The sequence below is a fragment of the Microbacterium sp. EF45047 genome (assembly GCF_028472845.1).
Taxonomy (GTDB): Bacteria; Actinomycetota; Actinomycetes; order Actinomycetales; family Microbacteriaceae; genus Microbacterium; species Microbacterium neungamense.
Window position 1 is genome coordinate 1122398 of the sequence record NZ_CP069429.1, and the last position, 25577, is coordinate 1147974.

28 protein-coding genes and 1 tRNA gene are annotated in these 25577 nt (G+C 69.3%); 18 read left to right on the forward strand and 11 right to left on the reverse strand.

Going from position 1 to position 25577, the window contains the following annotated elements; translation table 11 throughout:
* The first annotated feature begins 24 nt into the window (after window positions 1-24).
* The 5 genes from JRG78_RS05355 (at window position 25) to JRG78_RS05370 (ending at window position 3758) form a co-directional block, all read left to right on the forward strand.
* Window positions 25-804, forward strand: a complete 780-nt coding sequence (locus JRG78_RS05355) for an SDR family oxidoreductase (protein WP_259607978.1) — start codon at window positions 25-27, stop codon at window positions 802-804.
* Window positions 801-1784 carry an MFS transporter gene (locus tag JRG78_RS05360; RefSeq protein ID WP_259607979.1) on the forward strand — a complete coding sequence of 328 codons (984 nt, stop codon included), beginning with the start codon at window positions 801-803 and terminating at the stop codon, window positions 1782-1784. Before JRG78_RS05355 ends, JRG78_RS05360 begins: the two co-directional genes overlap by 4 nt.
* The gene (locus JRG78_RS12685; protein ID WP_432806438.1) at window positions 1673-2086 is read left to right on the forward strand and encodes a GNAT family N-acetyltransferase; all 414 of its coding nucleotides are present in this window, start codon (window positions 1673-1675) and stop codon (window positions 2084-2086) included. The genes JRG78_RS05360 and JRG78_RS12685 overlap by 112 nt, the downstream gene beginning before the upstream one ends.
* Window positions 2087-2211: 125 nt before the next feature.
* Window positions 2212-2802, forward strand: a complete 591-nt coding sequence (locus tag JRG78_RS05365) for a type IV toxin-antitoxin system AbiEi family antitoxin domain-containing protein (RefSeq protein ID WP_259607980.1) — start codon at window positions 2212-2214, stop codon at window positions 2800-2802.
* Window positions 2799-3758: a nucleotidyl transferase AbiEii/AbiGii toxin family protein gene (locus JRG78_RS05370; RefSeq protein ID WP_259607981.1), complete on the forward strand. Its 960-nt coding sequence runs from the start codon at window positions 2799-2801 to the stop codon at window positions 3756-3758. Before JRG78_RS05365 ends, JRG78_RS05370 begins: the two co-directional genes overlap by 4 nt.
* A gap of 45 nt (window positions 3759-3803) precedes the next feature.
* On the opposite strand, the gene JRG78_RS05375 is transcribed toward JRG78_RS05370, so the two are convergent.
* Window positions 3804-5216 carry a plasmid pRiA4b ORF-3 family protein gene (locus tag JRG78_RS05375; RefSeq protein ID WP_259607982.1) on the reverse strand — a complete coding sequence of 471 codons (1413 nt, stop codon included), beginning with the start codon at window positions 5214-5216 and terminating at the stop codon, window positions 3804-3806.
* A gap of 186 nt (window positions 5217-5402) precedes the next feature.
* On the opposite strand from JRG78_RS05375, the gene JRG78_RS05380 reads away from it, so the two are divergent.
* A complete protein-coding gene (locus tag JRG78_RS05380) occupies window positions 5403-5558 on the forward strand; it encodes a hypothetical protein (RefSeq protein ID WP_259607983.1) in 156 nt (51 codons plus the stop codon).
* A gap of 50 nt (window positions 5559-5608) precedes the next feature.
* On the opposite strand, the gene JRG78_RS05385 is transcribed toward JRG78_RS05380, so the two are convergent.
* Together JRG78_RS05385 and JRG78_RS05390 are read right to left on the reverse strand one after the other, a co-directional pair.
* Complete coding sequence (locus JRG78_RS05385; RefSeq protein ID WP_259607984.1) at window positions 5609-5905, reverse strand: transposase; 297 nt, start codon at window positions 5903-5905, stop codon at window positions 5609-5611.
* A 220-nt stretch (window positions 5906-6125) separates the two neighbouring features.
* Complete coding sequence (locus JRG78_RS05390) at window positions 6126-7193, reverse strand: IS110 family transposase (RefSeq protein ID WP_259606526.1); 1068 nt, start codon at window positions 7191-7193, stop codon at window positions 6126-6128.
* Between the two features lie 415 nt (window positions 7194-7608).
* Here JRG78_RS05390 and JRG78_RS05395 point away from each other — a divergent pair, with 415 nt between their 5' ends.
* Window positions 7609-8739, forward strand: a complete 1131-nt coding sequence (locus tag JRG78_RS05395) for a hypothetical protein (protein ID WP_259607985.1) — start codon at window positions 7609-7611, stop codon at window positions 8737-8739.
* A gap of 264 nt (window positions 8740-9003) precedes the next feature.
* Window positions 9004-9288: a type IV pilin protein gene (locus tag JRG78_RS12690; RefSeq protein WP_432806449.1), complete on the forward strand. Its 285-nt coding sequence runs from the start codon at window positions 9004-9006 to the stop codon at window positions 9286-9288.
* On the opposite strand, the gene JRG78_RS05400 is transcribed toward JRG78_RS12690, so the two are convergent.
* Window positions 9225-10532 carry an ISL3 family transposase gene (locus JRG78_RS05400; RefSeq protein ID WP_259607986.1) on the reverse strand — a complete coding sequence of 436 codons (1308 nt, stop codon included), beginning with the start codon at window positions 10530-10532 and terminating at the stop codon, window positions 9225-9227. The genes JRG78_RS12690 and JRG78_RS05400 overlap by 64 nt on opposite strands.
* 237 nt (window positions 10533-10769) lie before the next feature.
* Here JRG78_RS05400 and JRG78_RS05405 point away from each other — a divergent pair, with 237 nt between their 5' ends.
* Entirely contained in the window at window positions 10770-11252 is a 483-nt protein-coding gene (locus JRG78_RS05405) for an ERAP1-like C-terminal domain-containing protein (protein ID WP_259607987.1), read from the forward strand.
* 50 nt (window positions 11253-11302) lie between these two features.
* On the opposite strand, the gene JRG78_RS05410 is transcribed toward JRG78_RS05405, so the two are convergent.
* Entirely contained in the window at window positions 11303-12193 is an 891-nt protein-coding gene (locus JRG78_RS05410; RefSeq protein WP_259607988.1) for a phosphotransferase, read from the reverse strand.
* The gene (locus tag JRG78_RS05415) at window positions 12193-12831 is read right to left on the reverse strand and encodes an MBL fold metallo-hydrolase (RefSeq protein ID WP_259607989.1); all 639 of its coding nucleotides are present in this window, start codon (window positions 12829-12831) and stop codon (window positions 12193-12195) included. The genes JRG78_RS05410 and JRG78_RS05415 overlap by 1 nt, the downstream gene beginning before the upstream one ends.
* 153 nt (window positions 12832-12984) lie before the next feature.
* On the opposite strand from JRG78_RS05415, the gene JRG78_RS05420 reads away from it, so the two are divergent.
* Window positions 12985-13057: transfer RNA gene (locus JRG78_RS05420), tRNA-Glu, on the forward strand.
* Window positions 13058-13126: 69 nt separating this feature from the next.
* Here the strand turns inward: JRG78_RS05420 and JRG78_RS05425 are convergent.
* The 3 genes from JRG78_RS05425 to JRG78_RS05435 form a co-directional block, all read right to left on the reverse strand.
* A complete protein-coding gene (locus tag JRG78_RS05425) occupies window positions 13127-13933 on the reverse strand; it encodes an SDR family oxidoreductase (RefSeq protein WP_259607990.1) in 807 nt (268 codons plus the stop codon).
* Window positions 13934-14013: 80 nt separating this feature from the next.
* Complete coding sequence (locus JRG78_RS05430; RefSeq protein WP_272653729.1) at window positions 14014-15126, reverse strand: DUF4349 domain-containing protein; 1113 nt, start codon at window positions 15124-15126, stop codon at window positions 14014-14016.
* Window positions 15123-15683, reverse strand: coding sequence for an RNA polymerase sigma factor (locus JRG78_RS05435; RefSeq protein ID WP_442927355.1), 561 nt, complete (start codon window positions 15681-15683; stop codon window positions 15123-15125). Before JRG78_RS05435 ends, JRG78_RS05430 begins: the two co-directional genes overlap by 4 nt.
* Window positions 15684-15899: 216 nt before the next feature.
* Here JRG78_RS05435 and JRG78_RS05440 point away from each other — a divergent pair, with 216 nt between their 5' ends.
* The 7 genes from JRG78_RS05440 to JRG78_RS05470 all read left to right on the forward strand — a co-directional run bounded on the left by JRG78_RS05440 (window position 15900) and on the right by JRG78_RS05470 (window position 23512).
* Entirely contained in the window at window positions 15900-16907 is a 1008-nt protein-coding gene (locus JRG78_RS05440) for a TerC/Alx family metal homeostasis membrane protein (RefSeq protein WP_259607992.1), read from the forward strand.
* 164 nt (window positions 16908-17071) lie between these two features.
* Entirely contained in the window at window positions 17072-18574 is a 1503-nt protein-coding gene (leuC, locus tag JRG78_RS05445) for a 3-isopropylmalate dehydratase large subunit (protein WP_259607993.1), read from the forward strand.
* 2 nt (window positions 18575-18576) lie between these two features.
* Window positions 18577-19173: a 3-isopropylmalate dehydratase small subunit gene (gene leuD / locus JRG78_RS05450; RefSeq protein WP_272653730.1), complete on the forward strand. Its 597-nt coding sequence runs from the start codon at window positions 18577-18579 to the stop codon at window positions 19171-19173.
* A 106-nt stretch (window positions 19174-19279) separates the two neighbouring features.
* Window positions 19280-20644, forward strand: coding sequence for a UDP-N-acetylglucosamine 1-carboxyvinyltransferase (gene murA, locus JRG78_RS05455; RefSeq protein ID WP_259607995.1), 1365 nt, complete (start codon window positions 19280-19282; stop codon window positions 20642-20644).
* Window positions 20645-20648: 4 nt separating this feature from the next.
* Window positions 20649-21398 carry a lysophospholipid acyltransferase family protein gene (locus JRG78_RS05460; RefSeq protein WP_259607996.1) on the forward strand — a complete coding sequence of 250 codons (750 nt, stop codon included), beginning with the start codon at window positions 20649-20651 and terminating at the stop codon, window positions 21396-21398.
* Window positions 21388-22530 carry an NAD(P)H-dependent glycerol-3-phosphate dehydrogenase gene (locus tag JRG78_RS05465; protein WP_259607997.1) on the forward strand — a complete coding sequence of 381 codons (1143 nt, stop codon included), beginning with the start codon at window positions 21388-21390 and terminating at the stop codon, window positions 22528-22530. The genes JRG78_RS05460 and JRG78_RS05465 overlap by 11 nt, the downstream gene beginning before the upstream one ends.
* Window positions 22430-23512 carry a D-alanine--D-alanine ligase family protein gene (locus JRG78_RS05470; RefSeq protein ID WP_272653731.1) on the forward strand — a complete coding sequence of 361 codons (1083 nt, stop codon included), beginning with the start codon at window positions 22430-22432 and terminating at the stop codon, window positions 23510-23512. The genes JRG78_RS05465 and JRG78_RS05470 overlap by 101 nt, the downstream gene beginning before the upstream one ends.
* Before the next feature lie 65 nt (window positions 23513-23577).
* Here JRG78_RS05470 and JRG78_RS05475 read toward each other — a convergent pair whose 3' ends face one another.
* Both JRG78_RS05475 and JRG78_RS05480 read right to left on the reverse strand, forming a co-directional pair.
* Window positions 23578-23922, reverse strand: coding sequence for a GIY-YIG nuclease family protein (locus JRG78_RS05475; RefSeq protein WP_272653732.1), 345 nt, complete (start codon window positions 23920-23922; stop codon window positions 23578-23580).
* Between the two features lie 146 nt (window positions 23923-24068).
* Complete coding sequence (locus tag JRG78_RS05480; protein ID WP_259608000.1) at window positions 24069-24545, reverse strand: DUF3515 domain-containing protein; 477 nt, start codon at window positions 24543-24545, stop codon at window positions 24069-24071.
* A gap of 23 nt (window positions 24546-24568) precedes the next feature.
* Between JRG78_RS05480 and thiL the strand changes: the two genes are divergently transcribed.
* Window positions 24569-25561, forward strand: coding sequence for a thiamine-phosphate kinase (gene thiL, locus JRG78_RS05485; protein ID WP_259608001.1), 993 nt, complete (start codon window positions 24569-24571; stop codon window positions 25559-25561).
* Window positions 25562-25577: the final 16 nt, after the last annotated feature.

Below are 25577 nucleotides of genomic sequence, written 5' to 3' on the forward strand. Positions count from 1 at the left end.
GCCGCACAGAGAAGGGAGCCCTTCATGCCGCACACCCCTGCCTCAGATCCCTCGCTCGACGCGGTGCCGGAGCGCCGCCGGACGGTACTCGTCACCGGCACGAGTTCCGGCGTCGGCCGGGAACTCTGTCGTCGTCTCGCGCGGGCCGGCCACACGGTGCACGCGGTCGCACGCCGGGCGGACCGCCTGGACGCGATCGCCGCCGAACACCCGACAGTGCGCCCGTGGCCCGTCGACGTGAGCGACGAGGCCGCCGTCGACCGGCTCGCCGACAGTGTCGGACCGCTCGACGACATCGTGCACGCCGCCGGCGGCGCCCGCGGCTCGGCTCCGGTGCTGGCGTCGGACACCGAGCACTGGGAATGGATGTGGCGTACCAACGTGCTCGGCACCATGCACCTGCTCCGCGCGCTCGTGCCGCGCCTGGTCAAGCAGGGGCGCGGCACGATCGTCGTCATCACCTCCGCCGCCGCGTTCCAGGCGTTGGAGGGCAGCTCCGGGTACAGCACCAGCAAGCACGCCCAATCGGCGATCGTGCAGACGCTCCGCAACGAACTCCTCGGCGCCGGCGTGAACGTCACCGAGATCGCACCCGGCCTGATCGACACCGAGTTCTTCACCCAGCGCTTCCCGAACGACCCCGATCGGGCTGCGCAGATGTTCACCGGGCTCGACCCGCTGACCCCGACCGACATCTCTCGCGCTGTCGAGTACGTGCTCGACCAGCCCGCGCATGTCAACATCGACCGCCTCGTCCTGCGCCCGACCGCGCAGGGCAGCAACGGGAAGATCCACCGCCGATGACAGCACCATCAGATACGGGCCGGTTTCCGTTGGGGCGGCTGGTCCTGCTCGCCGCAGCCGGCTTCCTGACCATGCTCACCGAAACGATCCCGGCCGGCCTCCTGCCCGCTATCGGGCGCAGCCTCGATGCCGGCGACGCGGCCACCGGGCAGCTGCTCACCGCCTACGCGGGCGCGTCGATGCTCGCCGCGATCCCGCTGGTCGCCGCCACTGGCCGAGCGCCCCGCAAGACGCTCATCATCGCCACCATAACCGGCGTCGCGGTCGCGAACCTGATCACCGCGCTCTCTCCTGTGTTCTGGCTCGCGTTCGCCGCCCGCGTGCTCGGCGGCGCAGCCGCGGCTCTGCAATGGGCGATCCTGGCCGGATACGCGATGCGTCTGGTCGGCCGCAATAGACAGGGCCGAGCACTGTCACTGGCGATGGGTGGCATCCCCCTCGCCCTCGCCGCCGCAGGAACCCGAGTCCTGCCAACCGTGCCCCCGACGGGCGCGCCGAGCCGTTCGCCGTGGACGGCGCTGCGGGTCCCCGGTATCGCCGCGCTGCTGATCGGCGCCGGCGCGTTCCAGCTCGGGCATATGAACCTCTACACCTACCTCGCCCCGTACCTCACCGCGCGGGGGGATCCGCTGCCGGTGAGCGCGTTCCTACTCACCGTCGGCGTCGCGGCGATCGCGGGTCTGTTTCTCACCGGCGTCGTCATCGACCGGCACCTGCGCCTGGTCGCGCTGACCGCGATGGCGGCGTTCACGATCGGCATGCTCCTCCTCGCCATCACCGACACCCCCGCCATAATGGCTGTCGCCGCGATCATATGGGGGCTCGGGCTCGGCGCCTCGCCTACCGTGTTCCAGCCACTCTCGGCCCGATGCCCGACGCCGCTTTCCGAGATCGGGCGAAGCATGCGGGCCTCCTACTCGGTCGTCGTGACGGGACGATTGTTGCCTACTTGCTTTACGACATCCCAAGGCACAACCTGATCAAGCTCGTTCACCTCTGCGTCGGTGCGGATGCGCGAGGCAGCGGGATCGCGAAGTCGCTGGTCGAGGAAGCGATCAGCCTCCACCCCAGTAGATCTTTCCTCACGGCTGCCTGCCGTGCTGACTACGGAATCGATGGGTTCTGGCAGTCGCTTGGGATGCACGCAGCGGCTGCTGCATCTCCAGCCAGCGCAGAGCTTTCGGTATCTGAGCAGTCGAGAAGTCGCGAAGCTCACTGCTTTGGGCGCCAACGCAGAGACCGAGACGGAAGAGGTCGAGTTTTCGGTGGCGACGCGCACTGACATGATCCCCGTTATGGCGTAGCCAGGGGGAGCGGCGAGAGATTGCCTGACGCTGGGCGCAACGGAGTGACCAGTGGTGGATAAAAACCACACATAGTTGAGCGTTCTGTGCGAGGATTGTATCCATGAAGGAGTTGGACGAGTCGCTCCCGTCGACGTTCACGACGGAGACCTCGCGGGCGCACGGTGTGCATCCGCGAGATCTGTATGCCTGGCGAGATGGCGGGCAGATCATCGAGCTCTCGCGTGGGGTCTTCCGGCGAGCAGACGCGCCCCCGGCGTCTTCCCCCGACATGATCGCCGTGACGCACCGCGCTCCTCGCGCGATCGTGTGCTGCGTCTCGGCGGCAGCAATCCACGAACTGACGGATGAGATGCCGGCGTCGGTACAGATCGCGGTTCCCAAACGGTCGCATACGCCGGTGATCGCTTACCCGCCCGTGACAGTGTTTCGCTTCGATGAAGCAACGTTCGAACTCGGTGTGACCGCGTTCGAGGCGGGGCCGGGGGAGCCCGTGCGCATCTACGACGCGGCGAGGACTGTGGTGGATCTCATGCGGTTCCGGAGACGCCTTGGCGAACCGATCGCGCACGCCGCGCTTCACCGATACCTGGCGGCACCGAACTCGAAACCGGCACTGCTGCTGGAGTACGCGGAGGCGCTGGGGACTTTTGGGCCGATGCGCGCTGCGCTCGATGTTGCGAGTGCCCGATGAGTCGCCCCACGCGAGAGAGCGCCGCAGGGCGCGCATACCTCGACCTGCAGAACCAGGCTCGCCGCCAGAAGCGCGGCACGCAGGAACTGCTCACGATGTACATCGTCGAGCGATGGCTGTCGCGGATGTCGCGCTCACCGTACGCCGAGGACTTCATCCTGAAGGGCGGGATGTTGCTGGCTTCGTTCGGCACCCGCCGTCCCACGGTCGACGCCGACGCCCTCGCTCGTAATATGGCCTCTGATCAAGAGACCGTGGCCCGTCGTGTGGCCGAGATCGCCGCGATCGAAGACCCAGACGACGGCGTGGAGTTCCTGCCCGACACAGTCACCACTGCGGTGATTCGTGACGACGCGCTGTATTCCGGCGTGCGGGTGACGATGACGGCACAGCTCGTAACAGCGCAGGTCAAACTGCGGCTCGACATCAACTTCGGCGACCCCGTCACTCCGGCCCCGCGAACAGTTGAGCTGCCATCGCTGCGGCCGGACGCTCCGCCGATCCGCATCCTGGGCTACCCGATCGAGACGGTGCTCGCAGAGAAACTCGTCACCGCGATCGAACTGGGACGAGCGAACACGCGCGTGCGTGACTTCGCTGACATCCACCTCTTGACCGGCACACAGGCTCTCCAGTGCGGGCAACTGCGCGACGCGCTCACGGCGACCGCAACTTTCCGCGGGACCACGTTGATTCCGTTAGCGCGGGCCACCGAGGGGCTCGCCGTGCTCCGAGACTCAACCTATGTCGCCTACCGGAGGGGGCTCGGCGACGCAGGCGCGAGTCTGCCGCAGAGGTTCTCCGACACCGTCGCTGTCGTTGCTGACTTCGTCGACCCGGTGCTCGACGGGCTCGACGCCAAGGCCCTGTGGAGCCCCGTCGAACGGAACTGGCACACGGCATCCGGCGCACCGTCTGAGCCGACAGAATCCACTACAGGTACGACCGACCTGTGACGGCTTTCGTCGGGCTCAGCCGCAGCCGATCCGGTGACCACACGGTCAAGCCCGTATGACGCCCCGGGCGATGGCTGCGACGGCGGCGTTCACGCCCTTAGGCCTCCAGCTCGCGCGGATCGTGCCCGCGAGCAGGTTGAGTGTATCGAGCGTGAGGCTGTCGGGGGAGGGAACACGGTAGGGGTCCTCACGGTCGCGCCAGCCGAGGTCGAAGAGGAGCTCGCTGATGCTCGCTTCCCACAGTTCCGCGGGTGTCTCGTTCGCGACGACGGCGAGTGCCATCCATCCGGCGTGCCGCTCTGCAGGGGTTGTTCCGAGCGGGAGCCGGCCGGTGATGTGCCTCAGGATCGCGTGCGGGTCATCTCTACGTCTTGCGATGGCCTGAGTCGGAGCAATGCGGCCTTTGCGCACCGACACGAGCCCCAGTGCTCGCGCCGTGGCGCGCAGGTCCGCGACGGGCCAGGTGAGGTCTTCGCGGTTGGCCTTGCCGATCCACCATTCGGTGATGCCTGTGCGATGTGCTATCTGCTCGACGACGGCGGGTTTCAGATAGCCGGCGCCGGTGAGCGTCACGCCGTCTCCGACGACGTCGAGGAGCACTCGGAACGGCTCGGTGAGATCAGCAGCATCGTCGGTGCTGACATCGGTCGCGCCGGAAGCAGAGGGATGCGCGAGCGCGTTGCGCAGGCCGCGTGCGCCGCGGTTTTGCGCCAGTTCGAGCAGAGATTCGAGTTCCTCGACGACCGGGATCGGCTCCGCGGTGGCTGCGGCGATCAGTTCGTTCGTCTCATCGATATCGAAGACATCGGGGTGCCAGCCGTCGGGCAGCCATGCGCGTCCTTCCTCAGCACTGTCGAACACCTCAGGGCGGAGCGTGTCGTCGTAGTCGCTGCGCACCCAATCCGCGAGTTCGCTGTAGCCCCAGACGCCGCCGCAGTCTTCTGGTGGACAGGCGAGCTTCCCGCCGACGCATACCGGAGCCGATGGAGGGTCGTCGAGCACCTTCTCGACGCGGAGGAGGTGCTTCCAGTCATCGCCGAAGTCGTAGTCGTACCAAAGGCGGTCGCCCTCGTTAGCGACGACCTGGTCGAGACGTACGTCGTCTTCGAGCATCCCCTCGTCGCCTTCGTCGAGGTCGAACTGGGTGAGGAACTCGGGAGGGTTTCGGTCGTTGCTCGTGCGGAAGCGGTGCAGGTGGCTGTCGGTCCATCCCATCGCCGCCTGGATCACCTCGTGCAGCCGCGGGAGGAGGATGTCGCCGGGCACCTCGACACGTCGCCACACCGGCGGCTTCGTGCGCTGCAGATCGATACGGATGCGGAAACCCCGCACCGTTGCGGGGACGGCGAGGAGCTGCGGCTCGGGGCGCCGCCAGAGATCGTCCAGGTCATCAGCGTCGGGCCTCAGCGAGGCGATGAACTTCTGAAGATCCGGTGCCTCGAACTTCTCGGATGCCATCTTCCTTCTCCCGTCACGGGCACATCACGTCGGGATGCGCCATCGCGATCAATTCTCGCGGAGCAGGTCGGTGTCCGCCCAACTGCTGGCCAGGGAAGTGCCTGGGGTGGGGCGTGTACCGCGCCCCGCCAGAAGGGAGTCGGCACGATAGAATGAAGTCGATCCTGTTTTCCCGGAGGTGAGCATATGAAGCGCAAGGACGTCACTCGTGAGGCGCTTCACCGTGCCGCTCTGCGTTCCACGCGGGCGTCGGCGGCGTTGGAGAACAGGTCGGTGCCGGTCGGTGTCACTCGCTCTGAACGGGTGGAGCGCTTCCTCGCCGCGCGCAAGCAGCGCGTTTGATGGGTGTTGAGCCCGGCTACGGCGAAACACGATCAGGGCCGACTTCTCGTTCAGCCCTGCTCCTTCGCGAAGAAGGCCGCGGCTTTTTTTAGGAATTCATTCTCCATTCGCAGCCGTCGTACTTCTTCTTCCAGCTCGGCCAGCCGCGCGTGGTCCGCCGGTGACATCTCGGGTTTCTCGTCGTTGCCGTGCTCGGCGCGGTACTTGTTCACCCAGTTGCCCAGCGTCCCGGGATTGATCGCCAACTCACCCGCGACCTTCACGATAGGACGGCCCGACTGGATGACCAGCTGTACCGCTTCAGCCTTGAACTGCGGACTGAACTTCCGCCTCGATACCGATGACATGCTCTTGATCCTCTCTCAAAGAGAGCTGTCCAAGAACCTTGGTACACCCCACCCTTGCGTGACGCCGAGCTCAGCGCGCAGCGCTCTCACCATCCGCACTGCGGCGGCCTTCTCCTCGCTCGAGTAGCGACGCGTTGTCGGCTTCCCATTCGCCAGTTCTTTGGGCATAACTCCATCCTCGTTTCCAAGGTCAGGAGTCTCCATCAGACCCAGGATGCTTCTATGTGTTGTCAAGTCCGCTCTGCTCGCTGAGGCGGCGGTAGAGCTGGCGGGCTATGTATCGCTTGAGTGAGCGGCGGATTTCCTTGGTGGTGCGTCCTTCGGCTCGTCGGCGTTCGACGTAGGCGCGGGTCGGCGGGTGGTGCGACATTCGGGTCAGCGCGATCGACGATAAGGCTCTGTTCAGACGCCTGTCGCCTCCTCGGTTGAGGCGATGACGGGTGGTGTTTCCGCTCGAGGCGGGCACGGGACTGACGCCGGCGAGCACGGCGAACGCTGCTTCGGAGCGGACCCGGCCGGGGTGTGACCAGGCGGCGATGATCACGGCCGCGTTGATCGCGCCGATCCCGGGCTCGTCGAGCAGGATTGCGGCGTCGCTGGCGGCGACCAGCGCGGTGATCGCGTCACGGTTAGCAGCGAGGTCCTCATCGCAGACGGCAACCCGTCGGGCCAGCCGGATCGCTTCCCGGCGGGCTGTCGCGGTCGCGAGGTCCTCCTGTCGCGTGCGCCAGGACTCGATCGCCGCGAGCTGCTTCTTGGTGAGCGAGGCGCGGGCGTCGATGCCGAGGTCGACCGTTCGAAGCAGCGCGGTCAAGGCGTTGATCGACCTGGTGCGTTCGAGGTTGATGAGGTCGCGGGCGCCGATCAGCACCCGCAGCGCCGCGCGGACTCCCGCGTCCTGACGCGGATCACGGAGGTTGTCGGCATCGACGCCGAGCACGGAGCGGGCGATCAGTTCCGCGTCGATCTCGTCGCTCTTGCCTCGTCCGCGACGTTCACGTGCCGCTGTCGGGAACGACTCCACGACCCGGTAGCCGGCGTCCTGGCATGCTCTCGCGAGCCGGGCGCCATACGAGCCGACGCCCTCGATCGTTACGAGCACATCGGCCAGCCCGCTGGTGCGCCGAGCGATCCACGCGACCGCGCGTGATAATCCCGCCGGCGTCGTCGGGAAGGTCCGAGTGTCCACTCTGGCGCCAGTGCGCGCGTCGAGCACGGCGAGAGTGTGTGTTCTGGAATGGGTGTCCGCGCCGATGACATACGCGAACGTGTTTGCGACGATGGTCATGGTGACCGTGATCCTCTCCACTGGGTTGACGTCACTGCTGGCGTCGACCCGGGAATGGTCACTTCGAGGCAGGCCTGTAATGGGCCACGACCGCCGTGAACGGTCGGGCAAGCTTCTGATCAAGCCATCGGAGTGGGCAGGGTCGGCGCCGGCACCCACCCGGCCGGACAGATCCTGGGAAAGGCACCCCGCCGAAGCGGGAGGCCAGGCGATTCAAGAGTCACGACCAGACGGAGCACCAGCACCCACCCTGCCAGCCGACCCCAGGCCAGCCACTTCAGAGACTTACAGGCGCTTCAGACTTCGTCGAACGCAGGAGCGGGAGCTATGTCCGCGGTTGCTGACAGAATGTGCAGGAGATCGATCTGGAGGAAGCATGGAGCCTGAAGAAGCTGTCGTTGTTCCGCTCGTGCCCATGAGCGCAGAGCCGAGCACCGAGGCGATGCTCCGCATGCTGCTCAACCGGGAAGCGCTACTTATCACGCGCCCGGTGGCCCCGACCAAGAGCACGGCGTCGGGCATGGTGGCACCGACCACGGGTGCGTTCGCTAAGGCGATCGGGCAGGCCGTCGGGCAGATCAATCGCGCGGCATCTGCTGGCGAGGGGCTCTATCGGGTCGTGCTGCCGACGGGCGCGGCTGCCCGAGACCTCGTGCCTGCGGTCGGCGGTGGATTCCGGGGCATGGTTCGTGCCGCTGGATCGACAAAGATCGCGGGGCACGCGCGCCTCGTCCCGGCCGCAGCGGCGGGTACTGGCGCCACCGTGGCTGCTGGTCCGCTGATCGCGACCGTGGGCCTTGCAATGGCCGCTGAGATGCTCGCGCAGCACCAGATGAACATGAAGCTCGACGCAATCAAGAACGCGGTTGCGGGAGTACAGCTGCACCTCGATAAGCAGGAGCGCTCGGTGCTGACGACGGCTGAGAAGCAGGCGCGGAAGGTCGCTGGCTATCTGCTCGACCAGGCGACGCTTCCGGCTCTCAACACCGCGAACCACGCGTTCGGAGAGCTCGACTCCCTTACCAACTCCTACATCGAGCGGCTCGACGGCTGGCTGGAGATCGCGGCGAAGCATGCAGACGCCGACCGCGTCTACGGCCCCGACCTGATGAAGTCGCTCGTCAGCAATCGTGAGAACCCGATCCAGGAGTTCGAGCGGATGGTCGGGCAGACGTACCAAGCCCTCGCGCTCCGAGCACGCGTGGTCGTTCTGGAGAAGATCGCGGCGGAGTTCTCGAACCCTGATCGTTCGCTGCCGCACGTCGAGAACGTCCTTCGGGCGGAACTGTCTGGCCTGGCCGAGCGGCAGTCACAGTTGGTGGGGCTGCTCGACGATCTCAGCACGCTGCGACTGGATGCGAGCAAGGTCCCGGTGTCGTTCGCGGGCAAGGGCACGCTGAACGCACGCACGAGCTTCGCTCGGCTTGCGCGGGCGCTGCACTCTGCTCCCAGCGGCCTCCCTCTCTTCACGGAGTCCGACCAAACCGTGCTGGAGCTGGCACCGTCTGCACAGGGGTTGTCGGTCCTCGAGCCAGCTGCGGCCTAACTAGTTCGCGCGAGGGCTTGCGCTGGCAGTGAACGATCTCGACTTCGGCGCACGGCCGCGTTGCCCCGACTGCAACGTCGTGATGCGCCCGGTCGATGGCGGCGACCGCTGTCCGGAGTGCGGTCACTTCGACCCGCATCTCGCCGTAGAGCGACCCGCCGACTTCGACGGACCAAGCATTGCCGGCTGGTGAGGCCGGGAGGCGACGTGAGCTGCTTAGCAAGCATGACTTGACTTATTGCGCTCATGCTTCCGGGCGCATATATGTATGGCTCTCGAAACAGAATCATATCCCATTTTCAAGGCTTCACCATTGTGGAGCTACTGATCGTCATCGTCGTTATCGCGATCCTTGCGGTGGTTACCATTGTCTCCTACAACGGCATTCAACAGCGCGCGATCAATTCGGCCATAAGTAACGCGGCCAGTCAGGCGATGAGACTCACTCAGCTGTACGTGGCACGCGAGTCGAGATACCCGGCTCTTCACGAACGAGGGTGTAGCGCGGGTCTGAACCCTCCGGGTTCGAGCAGCGACCGAGCGATGTAGTGGGTGAGGTTGCGGAAGCCGAGGGCGGAGCCGCGGAGGTGTTCGAGCCGCCCGTTGATGGCCTCGGTCGGGCCGTTGCTGGTGCCGGGGCGGTCGAAGAACGCGAGGATGTCGCCCGCCCGCTGCTTCATGGTCCGGCCGAGCTTGCGGACCTCGACGAGCGCCGCGGGAACGCCGCTGCTGATCGCAGCGATCACCTCCTGCATCATCGCCTTCGCTTTCTTCTTGTCGGGCTCCCGGTAGGCCGCGACGATGCGCTGGTAGATGCCCCAGGTCGCCTCGACCTCGACGTGCTCCTCGCTCGCGAACACTGCGTCCAGGCGTGCCCGCTGCCGGTCGGTGAGCAGGCTCGCCCCGGTGTGCAGGGTGCGGCGGGCTTTGTAGAGCGGGTCGCCCTTGAGCCCGCGGTGACCGGTGGTGTCTTGCTGGACCCGACGCCGGCAGACATCCAGCGCGTCGCCGGCGAGGCGGACCACGTGGAACGGGTCCATGACGGGGACGGCGTCGGGGAGTTCCGCGGCGGCAGCGGTCTTGAACCCGGCGAAGCCGTCCATCGCGACCACCTCGATCCGCTTCGCCCAGTCCGCAGGGCGGGCGGCGAGCCACTGCTTGAACACCGCCTTGGAGCGGCCCTCGACCATGTCCAGCAGCCTCGCCGGCCCGGTCTTGTTCCTCGCGGGCGTGAGGTCGATGATCACGGTGACGTACTTGTCGCCCAGCCTCGTGTGTCGCCAGACGTGCTCGTCGACACCGATCGTGGTGACCCCGTCGAACCGGGCGGGGTCGTCGATCAGGCGCCGCTTGCCTTCCGCGAGGACGGCGGCGTTCGCGGCACTCCAGGACACCCCGAGACCTGCGGCGACGCGGGTGACGGTGAGGTGGTCGATGACGATGCCCCGCAGCGCCCACTCCAGGCCGCCGCGGGAGATCTTCGCACGCGGCGCCGCTGCCCGCGTCATGTCCTGCCGCCACGTGCGCCGGCAGTGTCCGCACCGGTACCGGCGCACCCGCACCAGCAGGGTCATCGGCCGGTGCCCGAACGGCTCGTGCGCCAGTCGACGCGTGACCGTGCCCCGCGGCACGCCCTCGACACCGCACTTCCGACACCACGGGTCGTCCTCGACGACGCGGCATTCGATCGCGGCCCGATCCGGCTCGATCAGCTGGCCGACGGCGACGAGGCCGAGCTCGTCGAGGCGGCAGAACGTGGTCAGGTCAGGGGTCGCGAAAGTAGGGTGGAGCACGTCGAGGTCTTTCGGGATGGCGAGCGTGAAGAACTTCCATCATCCGGGAGACCTCGACCCCTACCCGGCCACCGACGCGCACAACCGACTACACCCTCGTTCGTGAAGAGCCGGATAAGTACTGGAATAATTCTCATGCGTTCATCTACAGGATTCGCGACGCCTACAGTGGGACGCTGATCCAGCAGGTGGGCACGCGAGGGCAGGCAAATCGCGTCTTCTACAAGACAGGCGGGCATGTGGACGTCGCACCCGTGTTCTCTCGTGGGGACGGCGTTTATCACCTGCCCGACGGTGCGGGGGGGTTGGATCCTCACGGCGCCCACGATTGCAAAAGAATGGTTCGTCCGCGCGCTCGCCTCCCGGCCGGACCCCGCCGTGCGCGCCGAGGCCTGGCGGGCGGCGTGGGAGGACCGATCGCTCAGCAACGACCACCTCGACGCCACGATCGCCGGATTCCGCGCCGGCGGCCGGCGGGACCTGGTCGCAGGCTTCGACGAGGAGTACTTCCGCCGCATCCGCTCGGCCTGGGCGGAGCGCAGCATCGAGATCGCGCAGCGGCTGGTGGTGGGCCTGTTCCCCGCCGGCGACACGCTCGATCCCGTGGACGCGTGGCTGGCGGAGAACGAGGACGCGCCCGCCGCCCTGCGCCGCCTCGTCCTCGAGCAGCGCGACCATCTCGCCCGCGACCTCCGCGTACGGGCGTCCCAGCCCGCCTGACCGGATCCGGCCGGTGACCCGGGGCGATCGCCCGGTGTTCCCCGCCGGGGTCAGTGATCGGCCATGAGCTCGGCGGCGGTGCTCTCGCCCAGCGCACGGAACGCCGGCAGATCGTCGCTCGCGTGCAGCAGGATCGCGGCCAGGGCCGCGGCCCACGCGCGCGCCCGCGTCCAGGTGGCGGCGTCGTACCGGTCGCCGATCGCCGTCCGGAAGGCTCGCCGGCCGTCGGCGTCGAACGCGGGCCACATGCCGGCGAGGTCGTAGGCGGGATCGCCCGCGGTGACGTCGCCGAAGTCGATGATCGCCCGCAGCCAGCCGTCCTCGACGAGCAGGTTCCCGGGATGCAGGTCGCCGTGGATCCACACCCGTTCCGTGGCCGCTGGTGCCGCGAGTCCGGCATCCCACGCAGCGCGGAGGAACTCGGCCACGCGACCCGGACCGATCCCGTCCAGTCGCGCGCGGATGGCGCCGTCGCGCCGCGCGAGCGGCACGCCCCGCACCGGGTTCGCGGGGGCATCCGCCGGTGCCGGCCGATGCAGATGCCGGAGCGCCCGCGCGAGCTGCGCCGCCCAGGCGGTCCGATCCGCGCGCGCCGTCTCGATCGCCGGCAGACCGGGCAGCCACGGCACGATGGACCAGTTCCACGGGTACCGGCCGTCCGGCGCGCCGACGAGCAGCGGCTCGGGAACGCGGACGCCCGTGGGCGCCAGCGCCCGGGCGAGGGCGGGCAGCGCCTGCTGCTCGTGCGCGATGAGCCGCGCGGCGGCCTGGCGGCGCGGCATCCGCACCGCCAGGTCCGCGCCCAGCCGCCACATGCTGTTGTCCCAGCCCTCGGCGGCACGCTGCAGCGGGAGCTCCGCAAGGTGCGGTGCGCTCCGCCGGAGCAGGCGGCGGACGTCCGCCTCGCCGACGGTGACCTCGGATGCCGGAGAGTCCGGCATCAGATGGTGAGGGAGTCGCCGGGCTCCAGCTCGAAGAACTCCCCGCCGCCCTGCTCGGTCGCCCACCGCAGGCGCTGCCGGTGCATCTCCTTGCCGATCGCGGACAGCGTCATGTCGTGCGTGCCGAACGCCCGTCGCGGCCGGACGGCCAGGACGAAGTCCATGGCGTCGCCGATCCGCAGCCACGGGGCGCCCAGGGGAGCGGCGAGCGTGCCCACCTCGACACCCTCGGGGACCGCGTAGGAGTCGCCGGGGTAGTACAGCTCGTCGTCGACGAGGACGCCGACGTTCGGGATGCGCGGCAGGCTGGAGTGGATGATCTGGTGCTCCCCGCCGAAGAACCGCAGCGTGAAGGGGCCGGCGGCGACGAGGTCGCCGGGGGAGACGACGGTGATGGGGTGCTCCGCGGCGAGGTCGGCGACGCTCTGCGGCGCGAAGACCACCGCATCCGGCGCCTCGCGGAGCACGCGGTCGAGGTGCCCGGGTGTCCAGTGGTCCGGATGCTCGTGCGTGATCACCACCGCGGCCACGCCGCCGAGGTCGTCCAGGGGAGTGGTGAAGGACCCCGGGTCGATCAGCAGCACATCCCCGGCGCGTTCGATGCGGAGGGCGGCATGTTCGTACTTCGTGACGCGCATGAGAGCAGTCAACCGCCGGCGGGGCATCCGGGCAACCCGTCATCCGGCGCGACACGCCCGTGATCGCGATGCGGCCCGGCTCGATTTGGAGCGCGCCGAATCGTCATGTCATACTTGAACGGTTGCAAGGACGGCCTGAGAAATCGGCCGGACGGCCCCATCGTATAGCGGCCTAGTACGCCGCCCTCTCACGGCGGTAACGCGGGTTCGAATCCCGCTGGGGTCACAACACGACGAAAGCCCTCGGATCTCCGAGGGCTTTCGTCGTTCCCGGCGCGGTGCTCATTCCCGCAGCTCAGCCCTTCCGCCATTCATCGTCCGGGAGATGCGATCCCGCCTGCGGTCCCATCTGCAGCATCCCGCCGTCGACCGTCCAGTTCGCGCCAGTGACGTAGCTGGCGCCGGGGGACGCCAGGAACGCGATGACGGCGGCCACCTCCTCCGGCTTGCCGGGGCGCCCGAGCGGCACACCGGGCCGGTGCGTCCGTTCGGCGTCCTCGGACTCCATCCTGTTGATCGGCGTCGCGATCTCGCCCGGGGCGACGGCGTTCGCTGTGATGCCGAACTGGCCGAGCTCCTGCGCCATCGTCTCGATCAGGCCGGACAGGCCGTGCTTGGCGGTCGTGTACGCGGTGAGCCCGATCCGCGGCTGATGCGCGTGCACGCTGGTGACGGCGACGATCCGCCCGCCGTGGCCGGCCTCGACCATGCGCCGGGCGGCGGCCTGCATGCCGACGAAGGCGCCGTCGAGGTTCAGCGCGAGGATGTCCCGCCACTCCTGCACCGTGGTCTCCAGGAACGGGTGCTGGGGGCTGCCGCCCGCGTTGTTCACGAAGACGTCCAGACCGCCCAGCTCGTCGGCCAGCCGGTTCACCACCCCCGGCACCGTGTCGAGGTCGGTGGCGTCGAACCTCGTCACCACGGCCTTGCGGCCGCGCTCCCGCACCCCGGCGGCGGTGCGCTGCGCGCCCTCCTCGTCGGAATGCCAGGTGATGCCGACGTCCATGCCGGCATCGGCGAGAGCGAGGGCGGTGGCGGCGCCGATGCCGGAGTCGGATGCGGTGACGATGGCCGTCCGCGGCCGGAAGTCGAGCGTGTCCATGCCCCGGACGCTAGCCCGCCGGTGCGCGGCGCGCCGAGGGGGTTTACATCACCGGCCGCGACGGCTATCCGCAGCGGGGGTCAGGGGTTCTGCGCCTCGTCCATCGCTCGCGCGCGCCGTCGTCCCCGGCGGATCAGCCACACCACGAGGAAGACGACGCCGGCCACGGCCAGCCACGGAAGGGCGAAGCCGACGGCGATCACGACCGCGTTCAGCGACGCCACCAGCCCGTTCCACCCGGCCAGCAGCCCGTCCGCGAAGCCCGCCGGGTCGGCGGTCTCCGCCGCGGTCCTCTCGCTCAGCTCGACGCGCACCGACGACATCGCCACCTGCTCCTCGAGGTTCTTCAGCTCCTGCTCGTACGACTCCAGCTGCGCCTGCCGATCCGTCAGCGCCACCTCGGCTTCGATGAGCTCCGCGACCGTCGCCGACCTCGCCATCAGCTCGGTGAGCCGCTGCACGGACGCCCGGGTCGCCTCCACGCGCGCCCGCAGATCCACGGCGGTCGAGGTCACGTCCTGCCGTGACACCGAGGAGCGCACCACGTCCCCGATCTCGCCGAGCTCGTCCATCACGGCGGTGAGATCGGCGGAGGGCACCCGGATGGTGACCCAGCCGTACTCCCCGTCCGGCGGCACCGGCGACGGCACGGTCGCGTCGTACGCCGTCGGCGCGCCGCCGACATCCGTCGCCTCGACGTACCCGCCGTGCTCCTCCGCGACCGCCTCCACGCCGTCGACGGCGGCGGGGATGTCGCGCACCTCCAGCGAGAGCTGACCGGCGGCGATGATCTCCCGCCCCTCGCCGCCCTCGTCCGTCGCGGCGGAGCGGTCCGACTGCGCGGACCCGCCGGACAGCCCGGTGACGCCCTCCGGCGCCGTGGCGGACTCGCCCTGCCCGGCATCCGTCGTCGCCGAGTCCGCGGCGCCGCCGGAGGAGCCGCCCTCGGCGCCGTACGTGGAGGCGGCGTCGTCGGATGCGGGGGACACCGCGGACAGCAGCGGCGGCGTCACCGCGACCCCCACCGCGAACGCCGCGGCGATGCCGAGTCCCGTCCAGACCGCCCGCGCGCGCCGGCGTGCGCCGCGCCGCGGCGGCGGCCGCTCCGACTCGATCTCGGCGAACACGCGCCTCTCGATCCGCTCGATGCTCTCCTCGCTCAGGGGAGGGAGCTCGACCGCGTTCTCGCTCATGCGTCTCTCACTTCCTTGACGGCGCCGCGCAGATGCGTGCGCACCCGGGAGAGACGGTTCCGGACCGCGGCGTGGCTCACGCCGAGCTCGTCGGCGGCCGCCCGGTAGGCGTAGCCCTCGACCGCGCACAGCCGGAACACGGCGCGGTCGAGCTCGCTCAGCGACCCGACCTCCTCCGTGATCCGCTCGGCGAGCTCGGCGGAGATCACCTGGTCCTCGACGTTCACGACGTCGGCGACGGTCTCACCCACCGCATCCGCCGTGTGCGCGCGGTCGCGCTGCAGCAGCCGCAGCCGGTTCGCGGCCTGGAACCGGCAGATCGTCGCCAGCCAGGGCAGCAGCGACGTCCCCGCCAGCTGCAGGCCGGGGAGCTTGCGCCAGGCGACGACGAACGTCTCCTGGGCGATGTCCTCGGCATCCGCCGCCGACCCCAGCACGCCGTACGCGATCCAGTACACGGGGCGGATGTGGGCGCGGTAGATCGCCCGGAAGGCCTGCTGGTCTCCCGCCGCGGCCCTCGCCGCCCACTCCTGGTCGTCGCTGCGCTCCGGCATCATGCTCCGATCGGTCTCTCTCGCCTGAGAGTGTCGAAGGAGGTCTCATCGTCTCAGACCCGCATCCGGGTCCGGTACGATGAGTTCCGCGAGAGGGAGTATCCCGGTTCGCGCGTTCGTCATCACGAGCACATCGTCGTCGCTCCGGACGCGTGCCGTCATCGGCGGGGGAGAGACTTTCGGCCCGTTACCGACCCCTCATCGAAAGGCCGTGCGCCCTTGGCAATCCCCGTCTGGTTCGAGATCACCTCGATGGTCGTGCTCACGATCGTCCTCATCGCCGACCTGCTGCTGATCAAGCTGCGTCCGCACATCCCCTCCACCCGCGAGTCCACGCTGTGGGTGGTCTTCTACGTCGCCCTCGCGATGCTGTTCGCCGTCCTCCTCGGCACGATCGGCGGCTGGAGCCACGCCGGCGACTTCATCACCGGCTGGGCGCTGGAGTACAGCCTCTCCATCGACAACCTCTTCGTGTTCGTGCTGATCATGGCGCAGTTCGCGGTGCCGCGCCGGCTGCAGCAGCAGGTGCTGATGGTCGGCATCATCATCGCCCTCGTGCTGCGCGGACTGTTCATCCTGGTCGGCGTCGCCGTGATCGAGAGCTTCTCGCCGATCTTCTACATCTTCGGCGCGTTCCTGATCTGGACGGCGATCCGTCAGGCGATGCCCGAGGAGGAGCACCACGAGGACGAGGTCAAGCGCGAGACCTTCATCGTGCGCGTGCTGCGCCGCCGCATCGAGATCAGCGACGGCTACGACGGTGCGCGCCTGCGCACCACGGTCGACGGCAAGCGGATGTGGACGCCGATGATCATCGTGTTCATCACCATCGGCATCACCGACCTGATGTTCGCGATCGACTCGATCCCGGCGATCTTCGAGATCACCACGAACGGGTTCCTCGTCTTCACCGCGAACATCTTCGCCCTGATGGGCCTGCGCCAGCTCTACTTCCTGCTCGGGGACCTGCTCGACCGGCTGCGCTACCTGCACTACGGCATCGCCGTCATCCTGGGCTTCATCGGCGTGAAGCTCATCCTGCACGCGCTGCACGTGAACGAGCTGCCGTTCATCAACGGCGGCCACCACGTCGAGTGGGTGCCCGACATCAACAACATGGTCTCCCTCGGCGTGATCCTCACGTCGATGCTCGTCGCCACCGCGGCGAGCCTGATCGCCTCGTCGCGCGAGCGGCGGGCGAAGAAGGCCGAGGCGCTCGAGCACTGAGGCGTCCGCAACCTGAGGAGGACCACCGTCGCAGCGGTGTAAACTGACCGCTATGCGGCGGGTGGTTCTCCTTCTTAGCGGCCGCGGCGAGACCTCGATCTAAGGCCTTCCTCGTCGCGGAGTCCGTTGCGGGCCGACACACCGAGCCAGAAGGAACAGACCGCATGACCACGCAGGCGCGACCGCACACCCCCGCCGAGAAGGCCACCAAGCGCACGCTGGCGGAAAAGGTCTGGGACGACCACCTCGTCGTGAAGGGCGAGAACGGCGAGCCCGACCTGATCTACATCGACCTGCACCTGGTGCACGAGGTCACCAGCCCGCAGGCCTTCGACGGCCTGCGCGCCGAGGGGCGCGGCATCCGTCGCCTCGACCTCACGATCGCGACCGAGGACCACAACACCCCCACGCTCGCGATCGACAAGCCGATCGCCGACCCGACCAGCCGCACCCAGATCGAGACGCTGCGGCGCAACGCCGCCGAGTTCGGCGTGCGCCTGCATTCGCTGGGGGATGCCGAGCAGGGCATCGTGCACGTCGTCGGCCCGCAGCTGGGGCTCACCATGCCCGGCATCACGGTGGTGTGCGGCGACTCGCACACCTCCACGCACGGCGCCTTCGGCGCGATGGCGTTCGGCATCGGCACCAGCGAGGTCGAGCACGTCATGGCCACCCAGACGCTGCCGCTGAAGCCGTTCAAGACGATGGCGATCAACGTCGAGGGCGAGCTGAAGCCGGGCGTGACCGCGAAGGACATCATCCTCGCGGTGATCGCGAAGATCGGCACCGGCGGCGGCCAGGGCTACGTGCTCGAGTACCGCGGCAGCGCGATCCGCGCGCTCTCCATGGAGGGCCGCATGACCATCTGCAACATGTCGATCGAGGCCGGCGCCCGCGCCGGCATGGTGGCGCCCGACGAGACCACGTTCGAATACCTGAAGGGACGCCCGCACGCGCCGCAGGGCCAGGACTGGGAGGATGCCGTCGCCTACTGGCGGACGCTGCCCACCGACGAGGGCGCCGTGTTCGACGCCGAGGTCTTCATCGACGCGAACGAGCTCGAGCCGTTCGTGACGTGGGGCACCAACCCGGGTCAGGGCACGTCGCTGTCGGGCTCCGTGCCGCACCCGGCCGATTTCACGGATGCCAGCGAGCGCGCCGCCGCCGAGCGCGCCCTCGAGTACATGGACCTGAAGCCGGGCACGCCGCTGAAGGACGTCGCCGTGGATGCCGTCTTCATGGGCTCCTGCACGAACAGCCGGATCGAGGACCTGCGCGCCTTCGCGTCGATCATCAAGGGCCGCAAGAAGGCCGAGGGCGTCCGCGTCATGGTCGTGCCCGGCTCCGCGCGGGTGCGCCTGCAGGCGGAGGCCGAGGGCATCGACAAGATCGTCACCGACTTCGGCGCCGAGTGGCGCTTCGCCGGATGCTCGATGTGCCTGGGCATGAACCCGGACCAGCTCGCGCCGGGGGAGCGCTGCGCGTCGACCTCGAACCGCAACTTCGAGGGCCGCCAGGGCAAGGGCGGCCGGACGCATCTGGTGTCGCCGCTGGTCGCCGCCGCCACCGCCGTGCGCGGCACGCTCTCCAGCCCGAGCGACCTCGACCCTGCGGACGCTGAGCCCGCCGAAGCGTCCGCGACGTCGACCGAGAAGGTGGGAGCCTGATCATGGAGAAGTTCACCACGCACACCGGCATCGCCGCGCCGCTGAGGCGGTCGAACGTCGACACCGACCAGATCATCCCCGCCGTCTTCCTCAAGCGCGTCACCAAGACCGGCTTCGAGGACGCGCTGTTCCACGCCTGGCGGCAGGACCCCGACTTCGTGCTGAACCAGGAGCCGTTCCGGGGCGCCAGCGTGCTCGTCGCCGGCCCCGACTTCGGCACCGGATCCAGCCGCGAGCACGCCGTGTGGGCGCTGCGCGACTACGGGTTCCGCGTCGTGCTGAGCCCCCGCTTCGCGGACATCTTCCGCGGCAACTCCGGCAAGCAGGGACTGCTGGCCGCGACCGTCTCGGAGGAGGAGATCGAGCGCATCTGGGCGCTGATCGACCAGGAGCCCGGTCGCACGATCACCGTCGACCTCGAGGCGCGGACGGCCACGATCGGCGACTTCCAGGTCGCCATCGGCATCGACGATTACACTAGGTGGCGGCTCCTCGAGGGGCTCGATGACATCGGGCTCACGCTGCGCAACGAAGACAAGATCGCTCAGTTCGAGGCCCGCCGCGAATCGTGGCGGCCACGCACGCTTCCCGTCCGCTAGGCCGGGAGACGGTGTGGGCCGGGGGTCACGAGCCCCAGCGGCATCCGCCGTGAACCACGCAGACGACGCGGCGACCGCCGCGAATGCAGACGAGGAAGAGGCCCGAATGACGACACCCGTGCGCGACGCCGTCCCCGAGGAGATCTCGGTTCCCGCCGGTTCCGTCCTCGCCATCCGCGGCGGCCGTCCGCTGCGGGGCCGCGTGGAGATCAAGGGCGCGAAGAACCTCGCCACGAAGGCGATGGTCGCCTCGCTGCTGGGGGAGACCACCAGCGTCCTGCGCGATGTGCCGGACATCAGCGACGTCGCCGTGGTGCGCTCGCTGCTCGAGGTGCACGGCGTCACCGTGAGCGAGGGCACCGAGCCCGGCTCGCTCGTGCTCGACCCGAGCGACGTCGAGTCGGCGCACATGGAGGAGATCGACGCGCACGCGGGGGCATCCCGGATCCCGATCCTGTTCTGCGGCCCGCTGCTGCACCGTCTCGGCCAGGCGTTCATCCCCGACCTGGGCGGATGCCGGATCGGCGACCGCCCCATCGACTTCCACCTCGACGCGCTGCGCAAGTTCGGCGCGATCGTGGAGAAGCTGCCCAGCGGCATCCGCCTCTCCGCCCCGGACGGGCTCAAGGGGGCGAACATCCACCTGCCGTACCCGAGTGTGGGCGCCACCGAGCAGGTGCTGCTCACCGCCGTGCGCGCCAAGGGCGTCACCGAGCTGCGCAACGCGGCCATCGAGCCCGAGATCATGGACCTGATCGGCGTGCTGCAGAAGATGGGCGCGATCATCTCCTACGAGCCGAACCGGGTCATCCTCATCGAGGGTGTGGAGCACCTGCGCGGCTACGACCACCGCTGCATCTTCGACCGCAACGAGGCCGCGTCCTGGGCGTGCGCCGCGCTGGCGACCGACGGCGAGATCTTCGTCGGCGGCGCCCGCCAGCAGGAGATGCTGACCTTCCTGAACGTGTTCCGCAAGGCCGGCGGCTGGTTCGACGTGAAGGAGGACGGCATCCTCTTCCGCCGTGAGGGCGAGCTGAAGCCGGTCGTCGTCGAGACCGACGTGCACCCCGGGTTCATGACCGACTGGCAGCAGCCGCTCATCGTGGCGCTCACGCAGGCGGCGGGCCGCTCCATCGTGCACGAGACCGTCTACGAGAACCGGTTCGGCTTCACGCAGGCGCTGGTGAAGATGGGCGCCGACATCGTCGTGCACCCGCACGGCCTGCAGGACGGTCCTCGCCGCGTGCCGCGCCGCGAGCTCGAGCAGGCGGCCGTGATCACCGGCCCCACCCCGCTGCACGCGGCCGACATCGTCGTGCCGGACCTGCGCGGCGGGTACAGCCACGTGATCGCGGCTCTGACCGCGAAGGGCGAGTCGCAGGTGTCGGGGGTGGACATCCTCAGCCGCGGCTACGAGAAGTTCCTCGACAAGCTCCAGGCGCTCGGCGCCGACTTCGACGTCGTCCGGTGATCTGATGGCTGCCTCGGAACGGAGCCGGCCCTCTCTCTTCTGGCCGCTGGCGGTGGTCGTCATCCCGATCATCTCCTACCTGGCCAGGATCAGGATCGTCGGCGCGGAGAAGCTGCCCCGCGAGGGCGCGTTCGTTCTCGCCCCCAACCACTACACCGAGTTCGACCCGCTCATCGTGGCCGTCGCGGTGTGGCGGATGAAGCGGCTGCCGCGCTTCATGGCGAAGGACAGCCTGTTCCGCATCCCGGTCGTGGGCTGGATCCTGCGCCGCACCGGCATGGTGCCCGTGGCGCGGGCCTCATCCGCCTCGGCCGCCAAGCAGACGATGGCGCAGTCCCGGGAGCTCGTCGCGCACGGCCGCGGCGTCATCGTCTACCCCGAGGGTACGCTCACCCGCGACCCCGACCTGTGGCCCATGCGCGGCAAGTCGGGGGCGGTGCGGCTGGCGCTGGCCGGCGGCATCCCGCTCATCCCGATGGCGCAGTGGGGCACCCAGCGGATCATGGGCCGGTACCAGAAGGGGATCAGCCTGTGGCCGCCGCGCAAGCCGGTGCAGGTCATCGTCGGCGACCCGATCGACCTCAGCGACCTGCAGGGCAAGGCCGGCGACCAGGCCGCCCTCGCCGAGGCCACCCGTCGTCTGATGGAAGCCATCACCGCCCTGCTCGAGCAGGCACGCGGCGAGAAGGCGCCCCCGGAGCGCTGGAACCCGACCGATCACGGCCAGAAGGAGACCGGACGCCTTGACTCCTAGACGACACAGCACCCCGGCGGGACCGCGGGTCGCGGTCATCGGGGCCGGCAGCTGGGGAACGACGTTCGGCAAGATCCTCGCCGACGGGGGCGCCCAGGTGACGATGTGGGCCCGGCGTCCGGAGCTCGCGCACGAGATCGCCGAGGCCAAGCGCAACTCGAAGTACCTGCCCGGCATCAACCTGCCGCGCACCATGGCCGCGACCCACGAGCTCGCCCGCGCCCTCGACGGCGCCGAGCAGGTGTACCTGTCGGTGCCCAGCCAGTCGCTGCGGGAGAACCTGAAGGCGCTGCGGCCGCTGCTGGAGGGCACCGACTATCCGATCGTGAGCCTGATGAAGGGCGTCGAGCGCACCACCGGGCTGCGGATGAGCCAGGTGATCGAGCAGGAGCTGCGCTGCGATCCGATGCGCATCGCGGTGGCATCCGGACCCAACCTCGCCCTGGAGATCGCCCGCGAGCAGCCCACGGCGGCGGTGATCGCCTCGCGCAGCCAGGAGACGGCGGATGCCGTCGCGCGCACCGCCCGCAACTCGTACTTCCGCTCCTTCGTGAACACCGACGTAATCGGCACCGAGTTCGGCGGGGTGCTGAAGAACCTGATCGCGGTGGCGATCGGCATCGTCGACGGCGTCGGCTACGGCGAGAACACGAAGGCGTCGATCATCACCCGCGGACTGGTGGAGATGACGGACTTCGCGGTCGCCAACGGCGCGCACCCGGAGACCCTGCAGGGCCTGGCCGGCCTCGGCGACCTCATCGCCACCTGCCAGTCGCCGCTGAGCCGCAACAACACCGCCGGCCGGCTGCTCGGCCAGGGGTACAGCTTCCACGACGTGGTCAAGCAGATGGAGCAGACCGCGGAGGGACTGGCCTCGGTCGCGCCGGTGCTGCAGCTGGCGCGGGAGTCGGACGTGTACATGCCCATCGTCGAGCAGGTGAAGATGGTGCTGGACGGCACCATGAACCCGCGCGACATCGCTCCGCACCTGACGACGGACGACGACACCCCGCAGGGGGAGAGGACCAATCTTGGACAGACAGACGGTGGTGGTGCTCTTCGGCGGGCGTTCCAGCGAGCACTCGATCAGTTCCGCAACGGCGGGCGGGGTGCTGGCCGCGATCGATCGTGACCGCTATGCGGTGATCCCGGTCGGGATCACCCGGGAGGGCGCCTTCGTCCTCGAGGAGGACGACCCCGCGAAGTTCGCCCTCGACGCCGCCAAGCTGCCCGAGGTCGTCGACAACGGCACGCGGGTGCGGTGGCCTGAGCCCGGCGGGGATCGGATGCTGCGCGTCGCCGCTCCGGACGGCTCGACCGTCGACCTCGGCGAGGTCGACGTGGTGCTGCCGATCCTGCATGGCACGCACGGCGAGGACGGCACCATCCAGGGCTTCTTCGACACCCTCGAGGTGCCGTACGCCGGCGGCGGCGTGCTCGATTCCGCGCTGTGCATGGACAAGCACTTCATGAAGGTCGCGCTGCAGGCCGCCGGCATCGAGGTCGCCCCCTGGGTGACGGTGCGACGCCGGGCGTGGGAGCGGGATGCCGCCGCGCTGCGCGCCGAGATCGAGGCGCTCGGCATGCCGCTGTTCGTGAAGCCGGCCCGGGCCGGATCGAGCGTCGGCGTGTCGAAGGTGACCGACCCGTCCGAGCTGGACGCGGCCCTCGAGGTCGCGTTCGTGGAGGATGAGAAGGTGCTCGTCGAGACCGGCATCACCGGTCGCGAGATCGAGGTGGCGGTGCTGGAGGGGGCGGATGCCGTGCGCGCGTCGCTCCCGGGCGAGATCGTGCTGAGCTCCCGCGGGTTCTACGACTTCGAGGGCAAGTACCTCGGCGGCGACGGCGTGGACGTGGTGTGCCCGGCCTCGCTCACCGAGGCGGAGGTCGCGGCGGTGCAGGATGCCGGCATCCGCGCGTTCGAGGCGGTGGACGGGAAGGGCTTTGCCCGCGTCGACATGTTCCTCACCCCCGAGGGGCACCTGGTGGTGAACGAGCTGAACACGATGCCCGGGTTCACCCCGATATCGATGTTCCCGAAGTGCTGGATCGCCTCCGGCCTCAGCTACCGCGACCTCATCACCGAGCTCATCGAATCCGCCCTCCGCCGCTGACCCCCACCCCGTCCCGCTCCCCGTCGTTGCCGCTCCCGGTCGTTGAGCCTGTCGAAGCGTCCCCTTCATCGCTCGGACGCTGAGCTCGTCGAAGCGTCCGCCGTTCCCTCGGCAGTCCCCTTCGAACCCAGCCGTGTTCGTGAGAGTTGCGGCAGCTCATCACCACGCCCGGCCATGAGCGCCTCCTTCTTCGCTCGCGACCATCCTTGAACCTGCTTCTCACGACGGAATGCCGCCTCGACGCTGTCGAAGAACTCCGCGTACGCGAGGGTCACGGGGCGCCGCTTGCGCGTGTAGGACGCTGCCCGCTCGTCGTTGTTGTGCTCCCAGACCCGGGCTTCGACGTCGATCGCCGTGCTGCCGGTGTAGTACGTGCCGTCCCTGCAGCGGAGGATGTACATCCATGCCATCGCAGAAGTCTCACGCACGCGAAGCGACGCGAGGGCGTTGAGGTGAGAAGTGTGGAGAACGTTCGCAGTGGCGGGGCGGACGCTTCGACAGGCTCAGCGTCCGTCTGATGTGGGGGCGCTTCGACAGGCGCAGCGTCCGGGGGAGGTCAGCCCTCGGGGAGGGTGTCCGGCGCGATGCAGGAGCGCTCGGCGGGGATCGTCCGCACCGCGGAGACCAGCCCGGCGTTGGTCAGCACCTCGTTCGAGCTGACCCGCTCCGTGTCGACAAACACCTGCACCGCCGGGTCGCGGCCGTAGCTCGTCATCCGCAGCCGTGGCGAATCCGACTCGTCCACGAGCCAGTCGATGCCCTCCAGCGTGACGCACTGCAGCTCCGCGGTCGGTCCGGGCACGGTCACCCCGCAGGACAGGATCACCGCGGTCGGCTCACCCCAGGCGCCGGTCGCCTGGGCATCCGTCCATCGCCGCTCCTGGCCGGCGACCACCTCCGGCAGCCGCACCGTCACCTCCGCGCACGCGGGGTTGTTCGCGTCGTCCGCGGGCTCGAGGTGCACGGTGCTGGAGCATCCGGCCAGGGCGAGCGTCGCGAGCACGCCGAGGACGGCGGCGAAACGACGGAGCATGCATCCAGGCTACCGTTGTGACCATGGCATCCGAACCCGCCGGCGACCCGACCCTCGGCGAGATCTCCGAAGGCGACGTGCTGCGGGCGATCCTCGCGCGCACCGTTCCCGCAGCCCACAGCATCCTCGGCCCCGGCGACGACGCCGCCGTGATCGCCGCCCCCTCCGGCTCGGTCGTCGCCACGACCGACACCCTCGTGCACGGTCCCGACTTCCGGCTCGCCTGGTCGAGCGGATACGACCTCGGCTGGAAGGCCGCCGCCGTCAACCTCGCCGACGTCGCCGCGATGGGCGCCGTCCCCACCGGTCTGCTGGTCGCGCTGGCCGTCCCGCGCGATACCCGCCTGTCGTTCGTCGAGGCCATGGCGGACGGTCTGCGCGACTGCTGCGCGGCGCTCGCGCCCGGCTGCGCCGTCGTCGGCGGCGACCTCACGGTGTCGGACGTGCTCACGATCGCGGTGACCGCGCTCGGCGACCTCGGCGGACGGCCGGCCGTCACCCGCGCCGGCGCGCGTCCCGGCGACGTCGTCGCGGTGGCGGGGGAGATGGGGCTCGCCGCCCACGGACTGTCGCTGCTGTTCGGCCGGTTCCGCGACGGCGAGACGGCCGTGCCGGTCGACCCGTCCCGGCTGGATCCGTCCGAACGGCGGGCGGTCGAGGCGCAGCTGCGCCCCGCGCCGCCGATCGGACTCGGACCGGTCGCCGCGGTCGCCGGCGCGACCGCGATGATGGACGTCTCGGACGGACTCGCCCTCGACGCGTCGCGGATGGCCGCGGCATCCGGTGTCACCATCGCTCTGGAGAGCGACGCCCTCGGCCCGCATCCGGCGCGTGCGCTGGCCGGGGGCGAGGACCACGCTCTGCTCGCCGCCTTCCCCGGCGACATCCTGCCTCCCGGCTTCCGCCGCATCGGCGTGGTGACGGATGCCGGTGCGCACCGGGTGACCTGCGACGGCGAACCCGTGGGCGCCCAGGGCTGGGACCCTTATCGCGACTGGGACGCCGTCGCGGACTGACCCGCCGACGGCGAGT